This window comes from Altererythrobacter sp. KTW20L (genome assembly GCF_023501975.1).
Taxonomy (GTDB): domain Bacteria; phylum Pseudomonadota; class Alphaproteobacteria; order Sphingomonadales; family Sphingomonadaceae; genus Alteraurantiacibacter.
This window is the reverse complement of record NZ_JAMFLH010000003.1, coordinates 194,629-210,016: the sequence shown is the minus strand read 5'-3', so window position 1 is coordinate 210,016 and position 15,388 is coordinate 194,629. Positions and strand designations below refer to the sequence as shown.

The window sequence follows — 15,388 nt, the reverse complement described above, 5'->3', positions numbered from 1 at the left end:
AGGGGGTTTGGCAAGGCTGATTGTCACGGGCGTTAGGGTGGGGCTCTACTTGCCCCCAGCATCTGACTGCGGATAAAGGCGCAGGATGAAAAGCCGGGATATTATCAAGGCCTTGCGGACCGATGGATGGGAGGAAGTGCGCCAGCGCGGCAGTCACCTCCATTTCCGGCACCCGGAAAAGCCCGGCATCGTCACCGTGCCTCACCCATCAAGCGACATGGCCATCGGTACGATCAAGAGCATCGAGCGGCAGAGCGGAGTAAAACTGCGTTAGTGCGCACTGATACACACAATCCTTGACTTTTGGCTCCTTGTGAGTATTGATACACACAAGGAGACTTGCTGTGACCATTGCCCTCTATCCTGCAATCATCGAGCGCGCTGGCGCAGGGTTCAGCGTGTTCTTCCCCGATCTTCCCGGCTGCACCTCGGCCGGTGCTAGCCTGCAGGAAGCTGCGCTGAATGCGGAAGAAGCATTGGCTGGCCACCTGATTGAACTGGCCCGGTACAAGGAGCCGATTGCACAGCCGAGCACCATCGACGACCTTGAGCCCGACCCCGAGGTGGACGAAGTGGCGCGCATTCTGGTGCGTGCCGAACTTCCCGGCAAATCGGTGCGGATCAACATTACGCTGGACGAAGGGCTGGTTGCGGCGATCGACAGGGTGGCGGCGAACCGCAGCGGGTTTCTGGCGGACGCTGCGCGGGATGCGTTGGCGTCGAGGCGGGAAGTTGTGGGGGTCTGATCGAAGCTACCTCCTGCCGCCGCTCATGGTGCGCGAGCGGGAGGGGGGTTTGGCAAGGAGGATTGTATCGAGCGTTAGGGTGGGGTTAGGCTAGTCGTACCAGACCGCGATCGGAGTGTGCCCTTCCGCGACATGGCATTCATCATATTTGGTTCTTTCGGACCAACCTTCCCAAGTCTCACAAGGACCGAGTTTCTCCGGAACCCACTCCTTTACCGAGGATGCGCTTTCGCTTGTGATGACCCAGATCGTGTCGGAAAACGGCCAGTCATTTCCGGGATCGTCAACGCAAGTGATCTGGATTCTAACATCGCTGACCTCTGGCTTGTTGCGGACGTGAGTGAGCCAGTTGTAAAAGTCGGCTGGCCGCGGGATGGATTCCAAATTGCAGCCAATAGAGCCGACGAAGTCATTTCCATCAAAAAACTCTTCTAATGTCAGGAGAGGGAGAGGCACGTCACGCATCTCAGGATTGCCATTCCGCATGACCCGTGACGTGACCCCCTGATTTTCCTCCAGTCTCGATTAGAGTCCGGCCCTGACAGAAGGACGGACGAGATGAAGCGAACGAGGTTTACAGAAGAGCAGATCATCGGCGTGCTGAAGGAGTCCGAGGCTGGCGCGAAGACCGCTGACCTGGCCCGGCGGCACGGGGTGTCGGAAGCGACGATCTACAACTGGAAGTCGAAGTATGGCGGGCTGGAGGTATCCGAGGCCCGGCGGCTGAGGGAGCTTGAGAGCGAGAACGCGAAGCTCAAGCGGCTGCTGGCCGACACGATGCTGGATAACGTGGCGTTGAAGGATCTGCTGGCAAAAAAGTTCTGACGCCCGCCGCCATGCGGGAAGCTGTAGCTCATCTCCAGGCCTGCCACGGGATGAGCGAACGGCGGGCGTGCCGTGTCATCGATGCCGATCGCAAGAGCGTGCGCTACCGTTCCACCCGGGACGATGATGCCGGTCTGCGTGAGAAGCTGCGCGAGCTGGCCAACCAGCGTCGCCGGTTCGGCTATCGCCGTCTGCATATCCTGCTGCGCCGGGAGGGGGTGATGATCAACCGGAAGAAGACCCAGCGGCTCTACCAGGAGGAAGGACTGGCAGTCAGGCGGCGGCGCAGCCGCAGGAGAGCCGCTGGGTCCAGAGCACCTGCTCCGGTGCTGGCGTTGCCGAACCATCGCTGGAGCCTGGACTTCGTGCACGACCAGATGGCGTCGGGTCGCCGGTTCCGCGTGCTCAACGTAGTCGATGACGTGACCCGGGAGTGCCTGGCAGCGGTGCCGGACACCTCGATCTCGGGGCGCCGTGTCGTGCGCGAGCTGACCGAGTTGATCGCCCGGCGCGGCAAGCCCGGTATGATCGTCAGCGACAACGGCACGGAGCTCACCAGCAATGCCGTGCTGGCATGGTGCGGGGAGATCGGCGTGGAGTGGCATTACATCGCTCCGGGCAGACCAATGCAGAACGGCTACGTGGAGAGCTTCAACGGCCGCATGCGCGACGAACTGCTGAACGAGACCCTGTTCATCAGTCTGGCCCATGCCCGCGTCGAGATCGCGGCCTGGGTGGAAGACTACAACCGGGAGAGACCACACTCATCCCTTGGCTACGCAACCCCGGCGGCGTTCGCCGCCGAACTGGATAAGCAATGGCCTGCTCCGCTACGCCCTTCGGGCTCCGCTACGCTGCCCATTGCTTCAACCGCGCTCATGCGCAACAAAACGGCTCGGCTCTAATCCCAGGTGGAGGAAAGCTGGGGGTCACGTCACCCGCTCTGTAACTCGAGCGAGCGCGGCCAAGTCCCGTTGGAGTGCCGTCACGTTTGGCGCGACCTTGTCGCCTCTCAGCGAACCGACGATTCCCCTAAGCCAGTCAAAAATCGACATTTACATTACCGCCCAAACAATGAGGCCATCACTCCCCATCATACCCGATCGCCTCCGCAGCCGCTCCGCTCATCACGAAGCCGATAGGCCGTGTCGCCTCCTCGGTCAGGTGGCCGATCAGGCCGGCGGTGCGGCACAGCAGCCCGATGCCCTTCAAGGCCGCCACCGGCCAGCCGAGGTCTAGCATTATCGCGGGGATCGGGCCGTTGACGTTCACCGGGAGCGTGCGGCCGATGGTTTCGGGCAAAGCGGCTTGCAGCGCGCGCATCATGGCGACGTGTTCGCCCGATACGCCGCGCTCGTCGGCCAGTTTGAGCAGCAGGTTGGCGCGCGGGTCGCCTGCGGAGTGTTGCGGGTGGCCGAAGCCGGGGATCGCCTTGGTCGTCAGGCGCAGCGACATGATCTGGCGGACGGCCACGGTGTTGAGGTCATCGCCCGTTGCCCGCTGGTCGGCTACGCACCCGGCATAGAACCGCCCCGCCACCTCGGCGCTGCCCAGCACCACCGATCCGCAGCCCAATAACCCCGCCGCCACCGCGCCCTGCACCGCTTCCGGCGCAGCGGCGAGCGTCATGCGGGCGGCGACCACGCTTGGCACCAGGCCATGCTCGGCCAGCGCGCAGAGCACGGCGTTGAGGAAGAAGCTTTGGTCCTCGTTCGGCTCATCCCCCGTGACCAGGAACCAGAAGTAGCTGGAGAAATCGAACTTGCCGATAATGTCTTCGCACAGGTCGAGCCCCCGCACGGTGATGCTGTCTGCATCCGACGTGCAGATGGCGGAAAAGGGCTGGTCCTGTTTGCCGATGCGCATTGCTCTCTCCCCACGGCTTCTCTAGCGCTTGCACCATGCCCACCCCCGGCCCCTCCCGCAAGCGGGAGGGGAGAGGGTCGCGCTACCTGTCCCCCTCCCGCTTGCGGGAGGGGCTAGGGGTGGGCCTGATAAGGGCCGGGAGAGGACAAGAACAAATGGCACAACCGCTGGCAGGCATTCGCGTGCTCGACATGGGGACTTTCATCACCGGGCCCGCCTGCGGCATGCTGCTGGCAGACCTCGGGGCCGAGGTGATCAAGGTGGAGATGCCGGGCAGCGGCGATCCGTTCCGCGCCTTCAAGGGCGATCTCTATTCGCCGCATTTCCAGACCTATAACCGGAACAAGAAGTCGGTCGAACTGAACACCAAGGAGGCAGGCGACCTCGCCGCGTTCGACGAGCTGGTGAAAAGCGCTGACGTGTTCATCCAGAACTTCCGCCCCGGCGTGGCCGAGCGGCTGGGCGTGGATGCGGCGCGGTTGCAGGCTATCAATCCGCGCCTCGTCTATGCCGATATTTCGGGCTTCGGCAACGATGGCCCGTGGAAGGACCGCCCGGCGTTCGACACGGTATCGCAGGCCGCCACCGGCTTCCTGCGCCTGCTGGTCAACCCCGCCAACCCGCGCGTGGTGGGGCCTGCCATCGGCGACGCAGTGACCGGGTTCTATGCCGCCTATGGCGTGCTCGCCGCGCTGTTCGAGCGGGAGAAGACGGGGAAGGGCCGCCTGGTAGAAACCTCCATGTTCGAGGCGATGTGCCACTTCAACCTCGACGATTTCACCCATTACCTCAGCGTGGACGAGGTGATGGGGCCAAGCTCTCGCCCGCATGTGTCGCAAAGCTATGTGTTCCAGTGTTCGGATGGCGGGTGGATCGCGCTGCACATGTCATCGCCGCCCAAGTTCTGGGAGAACCTGGCCGAAGCAGTCGGCCAGCCCGACATGCTCGCCCGGCCCGAATTCGAAAGCCGCCCGGCGCGCATCGCCAATTACGAGAAGGTGGTGGAATTCCTCGCGCCGATCTTCGCCACGAAGCCCCGCGCAGATTGGGAGGAGCGGCTGGTGCGCCTCGAAGTCCCCCACTCGCCGGTCTATTCGTCGAAGGAAGTGGTCGAGGGCGAGCTTGCCGCGCACCACAAGTTGGTGGTTTCAGGTGAAGGCCAGCGCGGCACTTTCCGCACCGTGCGCAGCCCGATCCGCTTCGATGGCGAGCGTCAGGACAGCGTCACCCCGCCGCCCGAACTCGGCGCAGACAACGAGGCGATACTGGGCCGAAAGGCATGATTTGCACAGCCGCCGCTCTTTGATAGACTGCGCAGCATAAGAGGGGACCGAAAGAGTCGGACCGAGGGAGAATATTGCCATGGCCAAGTTGCCCAGCCGCCTGCACCACACCGCCTATGTCACCAAGGACATGGAAGCCACGCGCCACTTCTACGAGGATATCCTCGGCCTGCCGCTGGTGGCCACCTGGTGCGAGAGCGACGAGCTGTTCGGCAAGATGCGCACCTATTGCCACTGCTTCTTCGGCATCGGCGATGGCGGGGCGCTCGCCTTCTTCCAGTTTGCCGACAAGGAGGACGAAGAGCTGTTCGTCCCCGATATCCCGGCCACGCCTTTCGTCCATCTCGCGCTGAACGTCGATGCCGAATTCCAGGCCGAGGTGGAGCAGCGCATCAAGCAGCATGGGCTGAAGGCCAACTATGTGCTGGAACACGGCTATTGCCGCTCGGTCTATGTGGTCGATCCGAACGGCATGACGGTGGAATTCACCCTCGACGATCCGCGCGCGGCGGCGGGCGATGCGGCGCGCAAGGCCAATGCCCATGCCGAACTGAAGCGCTGGCTGGCAGGCGACCACACGTCGAACAACAATTTCCGTTCGGAAGAAGACATCGCCGCCTGAGGCCGGTGCCTCGCGCCATTCCAGTCCAGCCCATTCCCCGTCATCCCCGCTATAGCGGGAGTGGCGACCAACAAGGTTTTCCCCAATGACCCTGCCGCTCCTGCCGACTTCGCTGGTCGGATCCTATGCCCAGCCCGAATGGCTGATCGACCGCAAGAAGCTGGCCGGCCGCTTCCCGCCGCGCACCCGCCAGAAGGAGCTGTGGCGCATTCCCGAAGACATGCTGGAGGAAGCCTGGGACGATGCCACGGTCTATGCCATGCATGAACAGGAGCGCGCCGGCCTCGACATCATCACCGATGGCGAGATGCGGCGCGAGAGCTATTCCAACCGCTTTGCCACGGCATTGGACGGCGTGGACATGGACAACCACGGCACGGCGCTCGACCGGTCGGGCGAACCGGTGCCGGTGCCGCGCGTGGTCGGCCCGATCAGCCGCCGCCATGCGGTGCAGGTGCGCGATGTCGAGTTCATGAAGTTGCACACCAGCAGGGCTATCAAGATCACCGTCCCCGGCCCTTTCACCATGGCCCAGCAGGCGCAGGACGATTTCTACGGCGACGAGGAAGCGCTCGCGCTCGCCTATGCCGGCGCCGTGAACGAGGAGATCAAGGACCTGTTCGCAGCCGGGGCCGACGTGGTCCAGCTTGACGAGCCTTATATGCAGGCGCGGCCCGACAAGGCGCGGGCCTATGGCCTCAAAGCGCTCGAACGCGCGCTGGAGGGCGTGCAGGGCACCACCGCGCTGCACATCTGCTTCGGCTATGCGCACCTGATCCACGAACGGCCCGAGGGCTATTCCTTCCTGCCCGAACTGTCGGCAAGCGCAGTGCAGCAGATCTCCATCGAAACTGCGCAGAGCGAGCTCGATACCAAGGTGTTGGAAACCCTGCCGGGCAAGACCATCATCCTCGGCGTACTTGACCTGTCGACCCATGCGGTGGAGGAACCCGAAGTGGTCGCCGCGCGCATCCGCCGGGGGCTGGAACACGCTCCCGCCGACAAGATCATCGTGGCGCCCGATTGCGGGCTGAAGTACCTCCCGCGCGAAGTGGCCTTCGGTAAGATGAAGGCCATGGTCGATGGTGCGGCAATTGTGCGGGCGGAGATTTCGTGACCTTCAAGACCACCCACACCGGCAGCCTGCCGCGACCGGAATATCTGCTCGACCTGATGTTCGCCCGCGAGGGTGGCGAGGCCGTGGACGAGGCCGCGCTCGATGAAGCGATCGACAAGGCTACGGCCGAAGTCCTCGCCCATCAGGTCAAGGCGGGCATCTCCATCGTCGGCGACGGGGAAATGTCGAAGCCGAGCTATGCCACCTATATCAAGCATCGCCTGTCGGGCTTTGGCGGCGAGGCGGGGCAGTACGAATTCCAGGACCTGGAGGACTTTCCCGGCGCAAAGGCCCAGGTGTTCGGCAACAAGGGCCGCGCCAAACGCTCTGCGCCCGCCTGCACCGCGCCGATCACGGTGATCGACATGGATGCCCCGCGCGAGGATGCCGAGCGGCTGAACCGGCTGGCAAATGGCCACGAAAGCTTCATGTCCGCCGCCAGCCCCGGCGTTACCGCGTTGTTCTTCCCCAACCAGTTTTATGCCAGTGACGAGGAATATGTTTTCGCCCTCGCCGAAGGCCTGCGCCACGAATACGAGACCATCGCCGCGGCCGGCATAACGCTGCAGGTCGATTGCCCGGACCTTGCGATGGGCCGCCACGTGCAGTTCACGCATCTGGACCTGCCCGAATTCCGCAAGCGCATCGGCATGAACGTGGCCGCATTGAACCATGCACTGCGCAACATTCCGGCGGAACAGTGCCGCATGCACCTGTGCTGGGGCAACTACCCCGGCCCGCACCATTGCGACGTGGCCCTGGGCGAGATTGCCGATATCGTATGGAGCGCCAAACCCCAGGCCGTGCTGCTGGAAGGTGCCAACCCGCGCCACAACCACGAGTTCGCCTTCTTCGAGGACAATTCCTTGCCCGAAGGAAAAGTCCTCTGCCCCGGCATGATCGAACCGCAATCACCCTATATCGAACATCCCGAGCTCATCGCCCAGCGCATCGGCCGCTATGCCGACCTCCTGGGCCGCGAGCGCGTGATGGCGGGCGTGGATTGCGGCTTCTCGGTCCATGCGGGCAGCAACAGCCTCGATCCGCAAATTGTCTGGGCCAAGCTGGCTGCGCTGGCGCAAGGCGCAGAGATCGCCAGCAGGCGCTACTGGTAAGCGCGGCCGACTCCCGCTAGCTGAGAAACAATTGTGCCGTGGTTGTGCTCCGGACGAGCCGAAAATGGTGCTCCGGCGAGACCCGGCGCGCAGCGACCCTATGGGTCGTGAGCACCGGAAGCGAAGCGGAGTGCCGTTTGCAGGCCGTCCGGGGCGCAACCATGGTGCAATTGCGGGCGTGGCGGAATGGTAGACGCCGGGGACTTAAAATCCCCTGAGCCTTGCTCGTGTGGGTTCGAGTCCCACCGCCCGCACCAGCAATTCGCGACACAAATCGATCCGGGGGATCGATTTGGCCGAATTGCTCCCGACCGCAAGGGAGGGGGACCTGCTACCCAAAACAGTCCGGGGGACTGTTTTGGGCAAAAACGCCCGAGCAAGGCGAAGGGGCCACCCGTAGCGGAAATCTGCCAAATTCCACCATCGTTAGCGGTTCGGAAAGCATCTTGCCGGTAAGACAGGCTGTTCGAAACATTGCGGCGGGCTGGGGATAGCTGCCGCTATACTGATGGAGTTTCCATGCGCGACGCATTGCACGCCGCTGCCCTATCCCCGCTTGCGGGGACCGGGGCCGAACCCGGAACTGACCACTACGCCGACCAGCGCACCTCCCCCCGTTTCACCATGCTTGTCCGTGCGGCCAAGCTGCGCTGCCCGGCGGGCGAATTCATGTGCGTGGTGCGCGATGCATCCGACACCGGGGTAAGCGTGCGCCTGTTCCACCCGCTGCCCGATGAGGAGCGGCTGATGCTGGAACTGCAGAACGGCGACTGCCATGAACTGGAACTGGTCTGGGTGGACCGGGACCGCGCCGGCCTGAAGTTCCTCGCCCCGGCAAATATTGCCCGCATCGTCGAATGCCCCAGCCGCTTTGCCAAGCGCCCGATCCGCATCAACCTCAATGCCGCGGCCCAACTCGTCGGCGGCCTCGCCAGCGCGGTGGTGGAGATCCACGATATCTCGCAGCAGGGCGCCAAGATCACCAGCACCACGCGGTTCGCGATCGACCAGCGCGTGCGCCTGTCGGCCGAAGGGCTGCCCGAAGTGAACGCCAAGGTCCGCTGGCGGCGGGGCGAAACCTATGGCCTGGTGTTCGAGGATACGTTCCAGTTCGGCGACATGGCGCGCATCGTGGCCACGTTGCAGCTAGGGAAAAATGCGGCATTTCCTGTGTGAGAAGCTACCTGCGTTAACCTGCCCATAACCATTTTCCTTCACTCCCGGTCAGGACACGACACGGGGGTACAGATGACCAGCAGCGCAGCCAGTTCGACCGGTAAGGTTCCGGGAGATATCAGCGTAGACGTGGCCATCATCGGGGCGGGGCCGGCGGGCCTTACTGCCGGATACCTGCTGGCCAAGGCCGGCAAGAGCGTGGCGATCATCGAACAGGATGCGACCTATGTCGGCGGCATCAGCCGCACCGTGGAGCACGAGGGCTATCGCTTCGACATCGGCGGCCACCGGTTCTTTTCCAAGAGCGCCGCCGTGGTCGACCTGTGGAACGAGATCCTGCCGGATGATTTCATCCAGCGCCCGCGGATGAGCCGCATCTATTACGAGGGCAAATTCTACTCCTATCCGCTGCGCGCGTTCGAGGCGTTGGCAAACCTTGGCCTGTGGCGCAGCGCGATGTGCATGGCCAGCTACCTGAAATACAAGGTGTTCCCCATCCGCGAGGTCAAGAGCTTCGCCGACTGGACCACCAACCAGTTCGGTCACAAGCTCTATTCGATTTTCTTCAAGACCTATACCGAGAAGGTCTGGGGCATGCCGTGCGACGAGATGAGCGCCGACTGGGCGGCCCAGCGCATCAAGGGCCTTTCGCTGTGGGGTGCGGTGGTCGATGGCCTGAAGCGCAGCCTCGGCCTCAACAAGGCGCCCAACGATGGCAGCGGCGCACAGGCCAAGACCCTGCTCGAAACCTTCCGCTATCCGCGCCTCGGTCCCGGCATGATGTGGGATGCCGCGCGCGACCGGATCGTGGAGATGGGCGGCCAGGTGATCATGGGCCACTCGCTCAAGCAGCTCGCCAGTGATGGTGCCGATGGCTGGCGGATGACGGCCACCGGCCCCGAAGGCGAGATCGTGATCAGGGCGGCCCATGCCATCAGCAGCGCGCCGATGCGCGAACTGGCCGCCCGGCTTCACCCCCTGCCCGCCACTACGCTGGAGGCGAGCCGGTTGAAATACCGCGATTTCCTCACCGTGGCGCTGATGATCCGGTCGGACGACCTGTTCCCCGACAACTGGATCTATATCCACGATGACAAGGTGCAGGTGGGCCGGGTGCAGAACTTCCGCTCGTGGTCACCCGAAATGGTGCCCGACAGCGATGTCGCCTGCGTCGGTCTCGAATACTTCTGTTTCGAAGGCGACGGGCTGTGGTCGATGGCCGATGCCGATCTGGTCGAACTGGCGAAGAAGGAAATGGCGATCCTCGGCCTCACCGATCCGGCAGACGTGATCGGTGGCGCCGTGGTGCGCCAGGAGAAGGCCTATCCCGTCTATGACGAGGACTATGCCGCCAATGTCGCCGCGATGCGGGCCGAACTGGAAGACCGCTTCCCCACGCTGCACCTGGTGGGGCGCAACGGGATGCACCGCTACAACAACCAGGACCACGCGATGATGACCGCTATGCTGACGGTGGAGAACATCGTCGCCGGTAAGCGGATTTACGACACCTGGTGCGTCAACGAGGATGCAGAATACCACGAGGCGGGCGACGAGGGGGCCGAGAAGGCCCTGCCGGTTCGCGAGGCGGTCACGCCCGACCAGGCCGCTGCCCTGGCATCGGTGCGCGACGTGCCGACGCGAATTGCGGCAAGCGATGACCGGCGCGCGGCCTGAAGCGGCGATGCCCGCCATGTTCCTCCGGCTGCGCGATGTGCGTTTCATCCGCTATGTGCTGGCAAGCGTCGGCGCGCTGGCGGTGGACATGGGGTGCTTTCTGGCGCTGCTGGCCACGGGCATGTGGGCGGCGGGCGCCAGTGCCCTTGCCTATGGCGCGGGCATCGTGGCTCACTGGCTGCTGTCGAGCCGCACGGTATTTGTCGGCAATGTCGCCCTGCGTGGCGGACGGCGCACGCGCCAGAAGGCGTTGTTCGTGATGTCGGCCCTGGTTGGCCTTGCCCTCACCATTTCGATCGTCTGGGCGGGCGATGCCAGTGGAATCGATCCGCGGCTGGCCAAGCTGGTGGCCATCGCGGTGAGCTTTGCCGCCACCTGGCTGCTGCGCTCCAAGATCGTTTTCCGCTAGACCTTCCGCAATGACTGCTGCCGACCCCATCCGCTGGAGCGCATTTGCCTCCCGCCCCGCCGCCGTGCTGGCGGTCTGGGCGCTGTGGTGCGTGGTGGCGCTGGCCGCCGGTGCCGCGCAGGGCTTTGCCATCGATGGGCCGGATAACTGGATGCGCCTGTTCGAGGTGCGCGACCTTCTGGCTGGCCAGTCGTGGTTCGATGTCGCGCAATACCGGATCGATCCGCCGCATGGTGCCTCGATGCACTGGTCGCGGCTGGTGGACCTGCCGCTGGTTGTGCTGGTGCTGTTGTTGGGCGAGACTGCGGCCATGGCGCTGGTGCCGCTGCTATGGTTGCTGCCTGCGCTGTTTGCGCTGCGGGCGATCATGTTGCGGCTCGGGTCAGGGCCTCTGGCGCTGGCGTTGGCCCTTATCGCCATGCCGATGTTCCCGTTGCTGCCCGACAGCTTCCTGCCGATGCGGATCGACCACCACGCCCCGCAGGCCGTGCTGGGCTTGTGCGTGGCGGCGCTGCTGCTGCAACCGGCCCGGAGCTGGGCTGCGCTGGCCGGGGTTCTGGCGGCGGCATGGCTGGTAATCTCGCTCGAAGGCCTGCCGATGGTTGCGGGAATGGCGGGCGTGTTGGGCCTTGCCTGGTGGCTGGACGGTGATCGGCGGCTGGGCGTGTTCCTCGCTACGCTGGCCGTGGCCGCGCCGCTGCTGAGCCTGGCGACCCGGCCCGCCAGCGCCTTTGCGCTCCCCTATTGCGATATCCTCTTGCCCGGGCACATGCTCGCCTTTGCCGCTGCGGCAGGTGTAGCCCTGCTGCTGCCGGTCCTTCCATGGAAGGACCGGCGAGCCGGGCGTCTGGTGGGGCTGGCGCTCATCCCGCTTGCCAGCCTGCCGCTGGCCCTGGCTGCACTCGGCCCTTGCCTCACGAGCCCGTTTGGCGAGATGGACCCGCTGGTGCGGCGGTTCTGGTACGAGAATATCACCGAGGGCCTGCCGGTCTGGAGCCAGCAGCCGGCGGTTATCGCCATGCTGGCCTGGTCGCTGGGGCTGGTGGTGGCGGGCTGGTGGCAGATGAAGCGCGACGGTGTCGGCAGTGCGGCGCGGGCGCGCGACGGGCTGGCGCTGGTTGCTTTGCTCGCCTGCCTGTTTTCGTTCATGCTGATGCGGGCGGGCGTGCTGGCGCAGATGCTGGCGATCCCCTTTGCCGCCGTGCTGCTGGCCACCTGGCTGCCGCGCGCGCGGGCCATCCCCTCTGCCCTGCCACGCATTGGCGCGACCCTCGCCTGCTTCGCCCTCGCCACGCCGATGGTGGCGAGCGGGGCGGCCAAGCTGGTCGAGACGCGGGTGCTGCCGGGTGCAGCAACGGCTGTGCGTGTCGATCGCGACCGGGCCCTGGACGAAGAGTGCGATTTTTCCCGCCTCGCCGCCCTGCCGCCGGGCCATATGCTGGTGCCGATGGATGCCGGGCCGGAAATTCTCGGGCACAGCGGGCATACCATCCTGGCAGCCAGCTATCACCGCAACCAGCCCCGCATGCGCGACGTGATCGTGGCCTTCAGCGGGCCGGTGGCAGGCGCGCACGAGGTGGTGCGGCGCAATGGCGCAGACTATGTCGTCGCCTGCACGGCAAAGGCTGACTTCGCGTTTTACCGCAGCGTCGCGCCCGGCAATTTCGCCGATGCGCTGGACGCCGGACAGGAGCCAGACTGGCTGGAGCCGGTTACTGGTTTTGAAGAAGGACCGCTCAAGGTCTATCGCGTAAGGTAGAGCCTAGGCTGGCCGAAAGGTCATCGCCACGCCGTTGATGCAATGGCGCTTGCCGGTGGGCGCGGGACCATCGTCGAACACGTGGCCCAGGTGCCCGCCGCAATCGGCGCAATGCACCTCGCGCCGCGGATAGCCGAGGTGATAGTCGGTCGAATAGCCGACCGCGCCGGGCAGCTCGCGATAGAAGCTGGGCCAGCCGGTGCGGCTGTCATACTTGGTGCGCGAGGAATAGAGCTCGTTGCCGCAGCCTGCGCACAGGAAGGTGCCGGTGCGGCGTTCGCGATCAAGCGGCGAGGTGAAGGCCCGCTCGGTCCCCGCTTCGCGCAGCACGCGGAACTGTTCGGGCGTCAGCCGTTCGCGCCACTGCGCCTCGGTGTAGCGGACGCGGAAGTTCTGCTGGGCCTGGGCCTGAGCGGGTGTTGGCGAGCCGCAGGCGGCGAGGATCGGCATGGCGGCCCCGGCTCCCAGCCAGGACAGCATGCGGCGGCGGGAAATGGTCATGTCAGGCATGGTGTCATCCTAGGCTCGCTTGTCCGAACCTGCGCTGAATAACCCGGATAGCAGCATCTTCAAAGAGCGCGACGACTTGCCGCTGCCCTGCGACCCCGCTTTCATCACCCGCTTGCGGAACAAGGTGGCGCCCGCATGGATGAACAGCGCCACGCAGACCGCCTGCCAGGCGAGCGCGATGACATGCGGCCAGACCGCTTCGTCCACCGCCGCGCGGGCCAGCATGGCGAAGGGCGAACTGAGCGGAAAAATGATCGAGGCATATTCGATCGCACTGCCGGTCTGGGTCATGGCGATGGTGGCAAAGAAGAACACCAGCACCTGAGCCATGGTCACCGGCATGGCCAGCGTCTGCACTTCGCGCACCGTGGCGGCCATCGATCCCACGGCCAGGAACACCGATCCCAGCAGCAGGTAGCCCATGCCGAAATAGATCGCGCCCAGTGTGAAGAACAGCGGCCAGCCGACCCCCGGGTTGGCGAATTCGGACAGCGACCGACCGGTCATCAGCAGGCCCGCGGTGCCGACCGATCCCCAGACCACGATGCCGACCAGCGAGATCGCCAGCATGGCGAACAGCTTGCCCATAAACACTGCGTCCATCGGCACGGCGGCGGCCAGGATCTCGATGATCTTGTTGCCCTTTTCCTCAACAAGGTTGGACAGCACCATGCTTGCCAGCAGCATGATCAGCAGGAACAGCAGCAATTGTCCGCCCTGCGCGGTCTGGTAGCGGCCGCGATTCTCGCTTGCGCCGCTGGTGGTTACAGAGGTGTTGCGCACCTCGGGATAGGCCGGCGGCCCCGCCCCGCTGGCGGAATTGGCCGCATTGGTGGCGATCAGGCTGACGGTGCCGTTCCAGCGCGCCAGGTTGCCCGGCGGTGCGGTCAGCTCGGGTGCGGCAAGCGTGCCGGTGACAATGGCTGCCAGCCGCCCCTCGCGCCCTTCCAGCACTTCCTCGGGATCGAACTCGGGGCCGTGGTCCAGCGCAACGAAGGCCGGGATCACGTTGCCCACCTGCCGCGTCAATTGGTCGCGCGCTTCGATCATCGCGGCACTATCTTCGGCGGACATGGCAATGCCGACATTGGCGGCAGCCGCCTCGCTCTGCACCTGTGCGCCTGCTCCGCCTGCCAGCACGGCCACGGCAATGGGGAACAGCGGGCCGAGCAGGAAGAAGATGAAGGCGCGGCTCAGCAGGATGGCGGTGAAATCGCGCCGCGCCACGACATAGGCAGCGCGCCACAGCGACAACCGGCCAGCGGTATCTCTGACACTCATGCGGCCATCTCCCCGGTTGAGGTGGCTACAAGACTGGCCGCTGCCGCCTCGCCCGCGATGGCGACGAAGGCATCGTGCAGGCCCGCGCGCTCGATCGACAGCGACAGGATCCCGGCATTGCCGTCTATCAGGGCACGCAGCAGCGGTTCGATCCCGCTTTCAGGCAGCGGGAACTGCCAGAACTTGCCAGAACGGCGGGCGCTGGCAGGCAGGGCCGCGCGCCATGGCCCTTCATTGGCCGAAGTTTCCAGCCGCACCTGCGCGGGGATCCGGTCGCGCGCTTCGTCCACCCGCCCGGCAAAGGGCACCTTGCCACCGGCGATGATGGCGATGCCTTCGCACAGGCGTTCGGCATGGGCGATCACGTGGGTCGAAAAAATCACCGTCACGCCCTTGTCGGCCAGGCTGCGGATCAGCACTTCCAGCTTGCCCTGGTTGATTGCGTCGAGCCCGGAGAATGGCTCGTCCAGGATGACCAGCTGCGGATCGTGGACCAGGGTGCCGAGCAGTTGCACGATCTGCGCCATGCCTTTGGACAGATGGCGGATCTGCTTGTCGGCGGCATGGCGAAGGCCATAGTCTTCCAGCAATTCCCGCCCGCGCTTGCGCCCTTCTGGCAGCGACAGGCCGCGCAGCGCGCCCATGAAGGCTATGGCATCGACCGCCTTCATCGACGGGTAGAGCCCGCGTTCTTCGGGCAGGTAGCCGATCAGGCGGGCCACATCGCGCGGGTTCTCATGTCCCAGCACGCGGCGCATGCCTTCGTCCGGGTCGATGATGCCCAGCAACATGCGCAGGGTCGTGGTCTTGCCCGCGCCGTTCGGCCCCAGGATGCCGGTGATCGATCCGCGCGGGACAATGATATCCACCCCGTCCACCGCCAGGGTATCGTCGAACCGCTTGACGAGGCCCCGGGCTTCGATTGCCGGTTCGCGGGCGGTCTCTGGCGCGGCTTCGGGTTTCTGGGTGGTCGCAATGTCCATCGGGGCGGGGTACAGGCGA

The 15,388-nt window shown here is 64.9% G+C and carries 16 protein-coding genes and 1 tRNA gene; 12 read left to right on the top strand and 5 right to left on the bottom strand.

The window, feature by feature from the left end; translation table 11 throughout:
- The first annotated feature begins 85 nt into the window (after positions 1-85).
- Both M3P36_RS04135 and M3P36_RS04130 read left to right on the top strand, forming a co-directional pair.
- Positions 86-274: a type II toxin-antitoxin system HicA family toxin gene (locus M3P36_RS04135; RefSeq protein WP_249701094.1), complete on the top strand. Its 189-nt coding sequence runs from the start codon at positions 86-88 to the stop codon at positions 272-274.
- A 70-nt stretch (positions 275-344) separates the two neighbouring features.
- Positions 345-746, top strand: a complete 402-nt coding sequence (locus M3P36_RS04130) for a type II toxin-antitoxin system HicB family antitoxin (protein ID WP_249701072.1) — start codon at positions 345-347, stop codon at positions 744-746.
- A 90-nt stretch (positions 747-836) separates the two neighbouring features.
- Here the strand turns inward: M3P36_RS04130 and M3P36_RS04125 are convergent, their stop codons facing one another.
- On the bottom strand, positions 837-1,265 hold the full coding sequence (locus M3P36_RS04125) for a YfbO family protein (protein ID WP_502798358.1): 429 nt from the start codon (positions 1,263-1,265) through the stop codon (positions 837-839).
- Positions 1,266-1,304: 39 nt separating this feature from the next.
- Between M3P36_RS04125 and M3P36_RS04120 the strand changes: the two genes are divergently transcribed.
- Positions 1,305-2,476 (top strand): IS3 family transposase gene (locus tag M3P36_RS04120; RefSeq protein ID WP_249701053.1). Its coding sequence is split into 2 segments (ribosomal slippage): positions 1,305-1,557 and positions 1,557-2,476, totalling 1,173 coding nucleotides; the frame shifts between segments, so codons are not numbered across the junction.
- Between the two features lie 178 nt (positions 2,477-2,654).
- Here the strand turns inward: M3P36_RS04120 and M3P36_RS04115 are convergent.
- Positions 2,655-3,437, bottom strand: a complete 783-nt coding sequence (locus tag M3P36_RS04115) for a citryl-CoA lyase (protein ID WP_249701043.1) — start codon at positions 3,435-3,437, stop codon at positions 2,655-2,657.
- A gap of 155 nt (positions 3,438-3,592) precedes the next feature.
- Between M3P36_RS04115 and M3P36_RS04110 the strand changes: the two genes are divergently transcribed.
- From M3P36_RS04110 to M3P36_RS04070, 9 genes are all read left to right on the top strand, one after another.
- Positions 3,593-4,720: a CaiB/BaiF CoA transferase family protein gene (locus tag M3P36_RS04110; protein ID WP_249701040.1), complete on the top strand. Its 1,128-nt coding sequence runs from the start codon at positions 3,593-3,595 to the stop codon at positions 4,718-4,720.
- Between the two features lie 79 nt (positions 4,721-4,799).
- The gene (locus tag M3P36_RS04105; protein WP_249701038.1) at positions 4,800-5,342 is read left to right on the top strand and encodes a VOC family protein; all 543 of its coding nucleotides are present in this window, start codon (positions 4,800-4,802) and stop codon (positions 5,340-5,342) included.
- An 85-nt stretch (positions 5,343-5,427) separates the two neighbouring features.
- Complete coding sequence (locus M3P36_RS04100) at positions 5,428-6,459, top strand: uroporphyrinogen decarboxylase/cobalamine-independent methonine synthase family protein (RefSeq protein WP_249701032.1); 1,032 nt, start codon at positions 5,428-5,430, stop codon at positions 6,457-6,459.
- Complete coding sequence (locus M3P36_RS04095; RefSeq protein ID WP_249701023.1) at positions 6,456-7,574, top strand: cobalamin-independent methionine synthase II family protein; 1,119 nt, start codon at positions 6,456-6,458, stop codon at positions 7,572-7,574. Before M3P36_RS04100 ends, M3P36_RS04095 begins: the two co-directional genes overlap by 4 nt.
- Positions 7,575-7,746: 172 nt before the next feature.
- Positions 7,747-7,831: transfer RNA gene (locus M3P36_RS04090), tRNA-Leu, on the top strand.
- A 262-nt stretch (positions 7,832-8,093) separates the two neighbouring features.
- Entirely contained in the window at positions 8,094-8,750 is a 657-nt protein-coding gene (locus M3P36_RS04085; RefSeq protein ID WP_249701016.1) for a PilZ domain-containing protein, read from the top strand.
- 72 nt (positions 8,751-8,822) lie between these two features.
- Positions 8,823-10,427 (top strand): NAD(P)/FAD-dependent oxidoreductase, encoded by a 1,605-nt coding sequence (locus tag M3P36_RS04080; protein ID WP_249701013.1) that lies wholly within the window; start codon positions 8,823-8,825, stop codon positions 10,425-10,427.
- A gap of 16 nt (positions 10,428-10,443) precedes the next feature.
- Positions 10,444-10,836, top strand: a complete 393-nt coding sequence (locus M3P36_RS04075; protein ID WP_349630536.1) for a GtrA family protein — start codon at positions 10,444-10,446, stop codon at positions 10,834-10,836.
- A 10-nt stretch (positions 10,837-10,846) separates the two neighbouring features.
- Positions 10,847-12,595, top strand: coding sequence for a hypothetical protein (locus M3P36_RS04070; RefSeq protein ID WP_249701011.1), 1,749 nt, complete (start codon positions 10,847-10,849; stop codon positions 12,593-12,595).
- A 3-nt stretch (positions 12,596-12,598) separates the two neighbouring features.
- On the opposite strand, the gene msrB is transcribed toward M3P36_RS04070, so the two are convergent.
- From msrB to M3P36_RS04055, 3 genes are read right to left on the bottom strand one after another with little or no spacing between them, the layout of a single operon-like run.
- Positions 12,599-13,105: a peptide-methionine (R)-S-oxide reductase MsrB gene (gene msrB / locus M3P36_RS04065; RefSeq protein WP_249701009.1), complete on the bottom strand. Its 507-nt coding sequence runs from the start codon at positions 13,103-13,105 to the stop codon at positions 12,599-12,601.
- A gap of 9 nt (positions 13,106-13,114) precedes the next feature.
- The gene (locus M3P36_RS04060) at positions 13,115-14,386 is read right to left on the bottom strand and encodes an ABC transporter permease (RefSeq protein WP_249701007.1); all 1,272 of its coding nucleotides are present in this window, start codon (positions 14,384-14,386) and stop codon (positions 13,115-13,117) included.
- Positions 14,383-15,369 (bottom strand): ABC transporter ATP-binding protein, encoded by a 987-nt coding sequence (locus tag M3P36_RS04055; RefSeq protein WP_249701002.1) that lies wholly within the window; start codon positions 15,367-15,369, stop codon positions 14,383-14,385. The genes M3P36_RS04060 and M3P36_RS04055 overlap by 4 nt, the downstream gene beginning before the upstream one ends.
- Positions 15,370-15,388: the final 19 nt, after the last annotated feature.

What these genes read in the sequence shown, in the direction of transcription:
- M3P36_RS04085 (WP_249701016.1), top strand. Translation starts at nt 8,094, where the DNA reads ATGCGCGACGCATTGCACGCCGCTGCCCTATCCCCGCTTGCGGGGACC.
- M3P36_RS04060 (WP_249701007.1), bottom strand. Translation starts at nt 14,386, where the DNA reads ATGAGTGTCAGAGATACCGCTGGCCGGTTGTCGCTGTGGCGCGCTGCC.
- msrB (WP_249701009.1), bottom strand. Translation starts at nt 13,105, where the DNA reads ATGCCTGACATGACCATTTCCCGCCGCCGCATGCTGTCCTGGCTGGGA.
- M3P36_RS04110 (WP_249701040.1), top strand. Translation starts at nt 3,593, where the DNA reads ATGGCACAACCGCTGGCAGGCATTCGCGTGCTCGACATGGGGACTTTC.
- M3P36_RS04115 (WP_249701043.1), bottom strand. Translation starts at nt 3,437, where the DNA reads ATGCGCATCGGCAAACAGGACCAGCCCTTTTCCGCCATCTGCACGTCG.
- M3P36_RS04105 (WP_249701038.1), top strand. Translation starts at nt 4,800, where the DNA reads ATGGCCAAGTTGCCCAGCCGCCTGCACCACACCGCCTATGTCACCAAG.
- M3P36_RS04075 (WP_349630536.1), top strand. Translation starts at nt 10,444, where the DNA reads ATGTTCCTCCGGCTGCGCGATGTGCGTTTCATCCGCTATGTGCTGGCA.
- M3P36_RS04100 (WP_249701032.1), top strand. Translation starts at nt 5,428, where the DNA reads ATGACCCTGCCGCTCCTGCCGACTTCGCTGGTCGGATCCTATGCCCAG.
- M3P36_RS04080 (WP_249701013.1), top strand. Translation starts at nt 8,823, where the DNA reads ATGACCAGCAGCGCAGCCAGTTCGACCGGTAAGGTTCCGGGAGATATC.
- M3P36_RS04070 (WP_249701011.1), top strand. Translation starts at nt 10,847, where the DNA reads ATGACTGCTGCCGACCCCATCCGCTGGAGCGCATTTGCCTCCCGCCCC.
- M3P36_RS04135 (WP_249701094.1), top strand. Translation starts at nt 86, where the DNA reads ATGAAAAGCCGGGATATTATCAAGGCCTTGCGGACCGATGGATGGGAG.
- M3P36_RS04055 (WP_249701002.1), bottom strand. Translation starts at nt 15,369, where the DNA reads ATGGACATTGCGACCACCCAGAAACCCGAAGCCGCGCCAGAGACCGCC.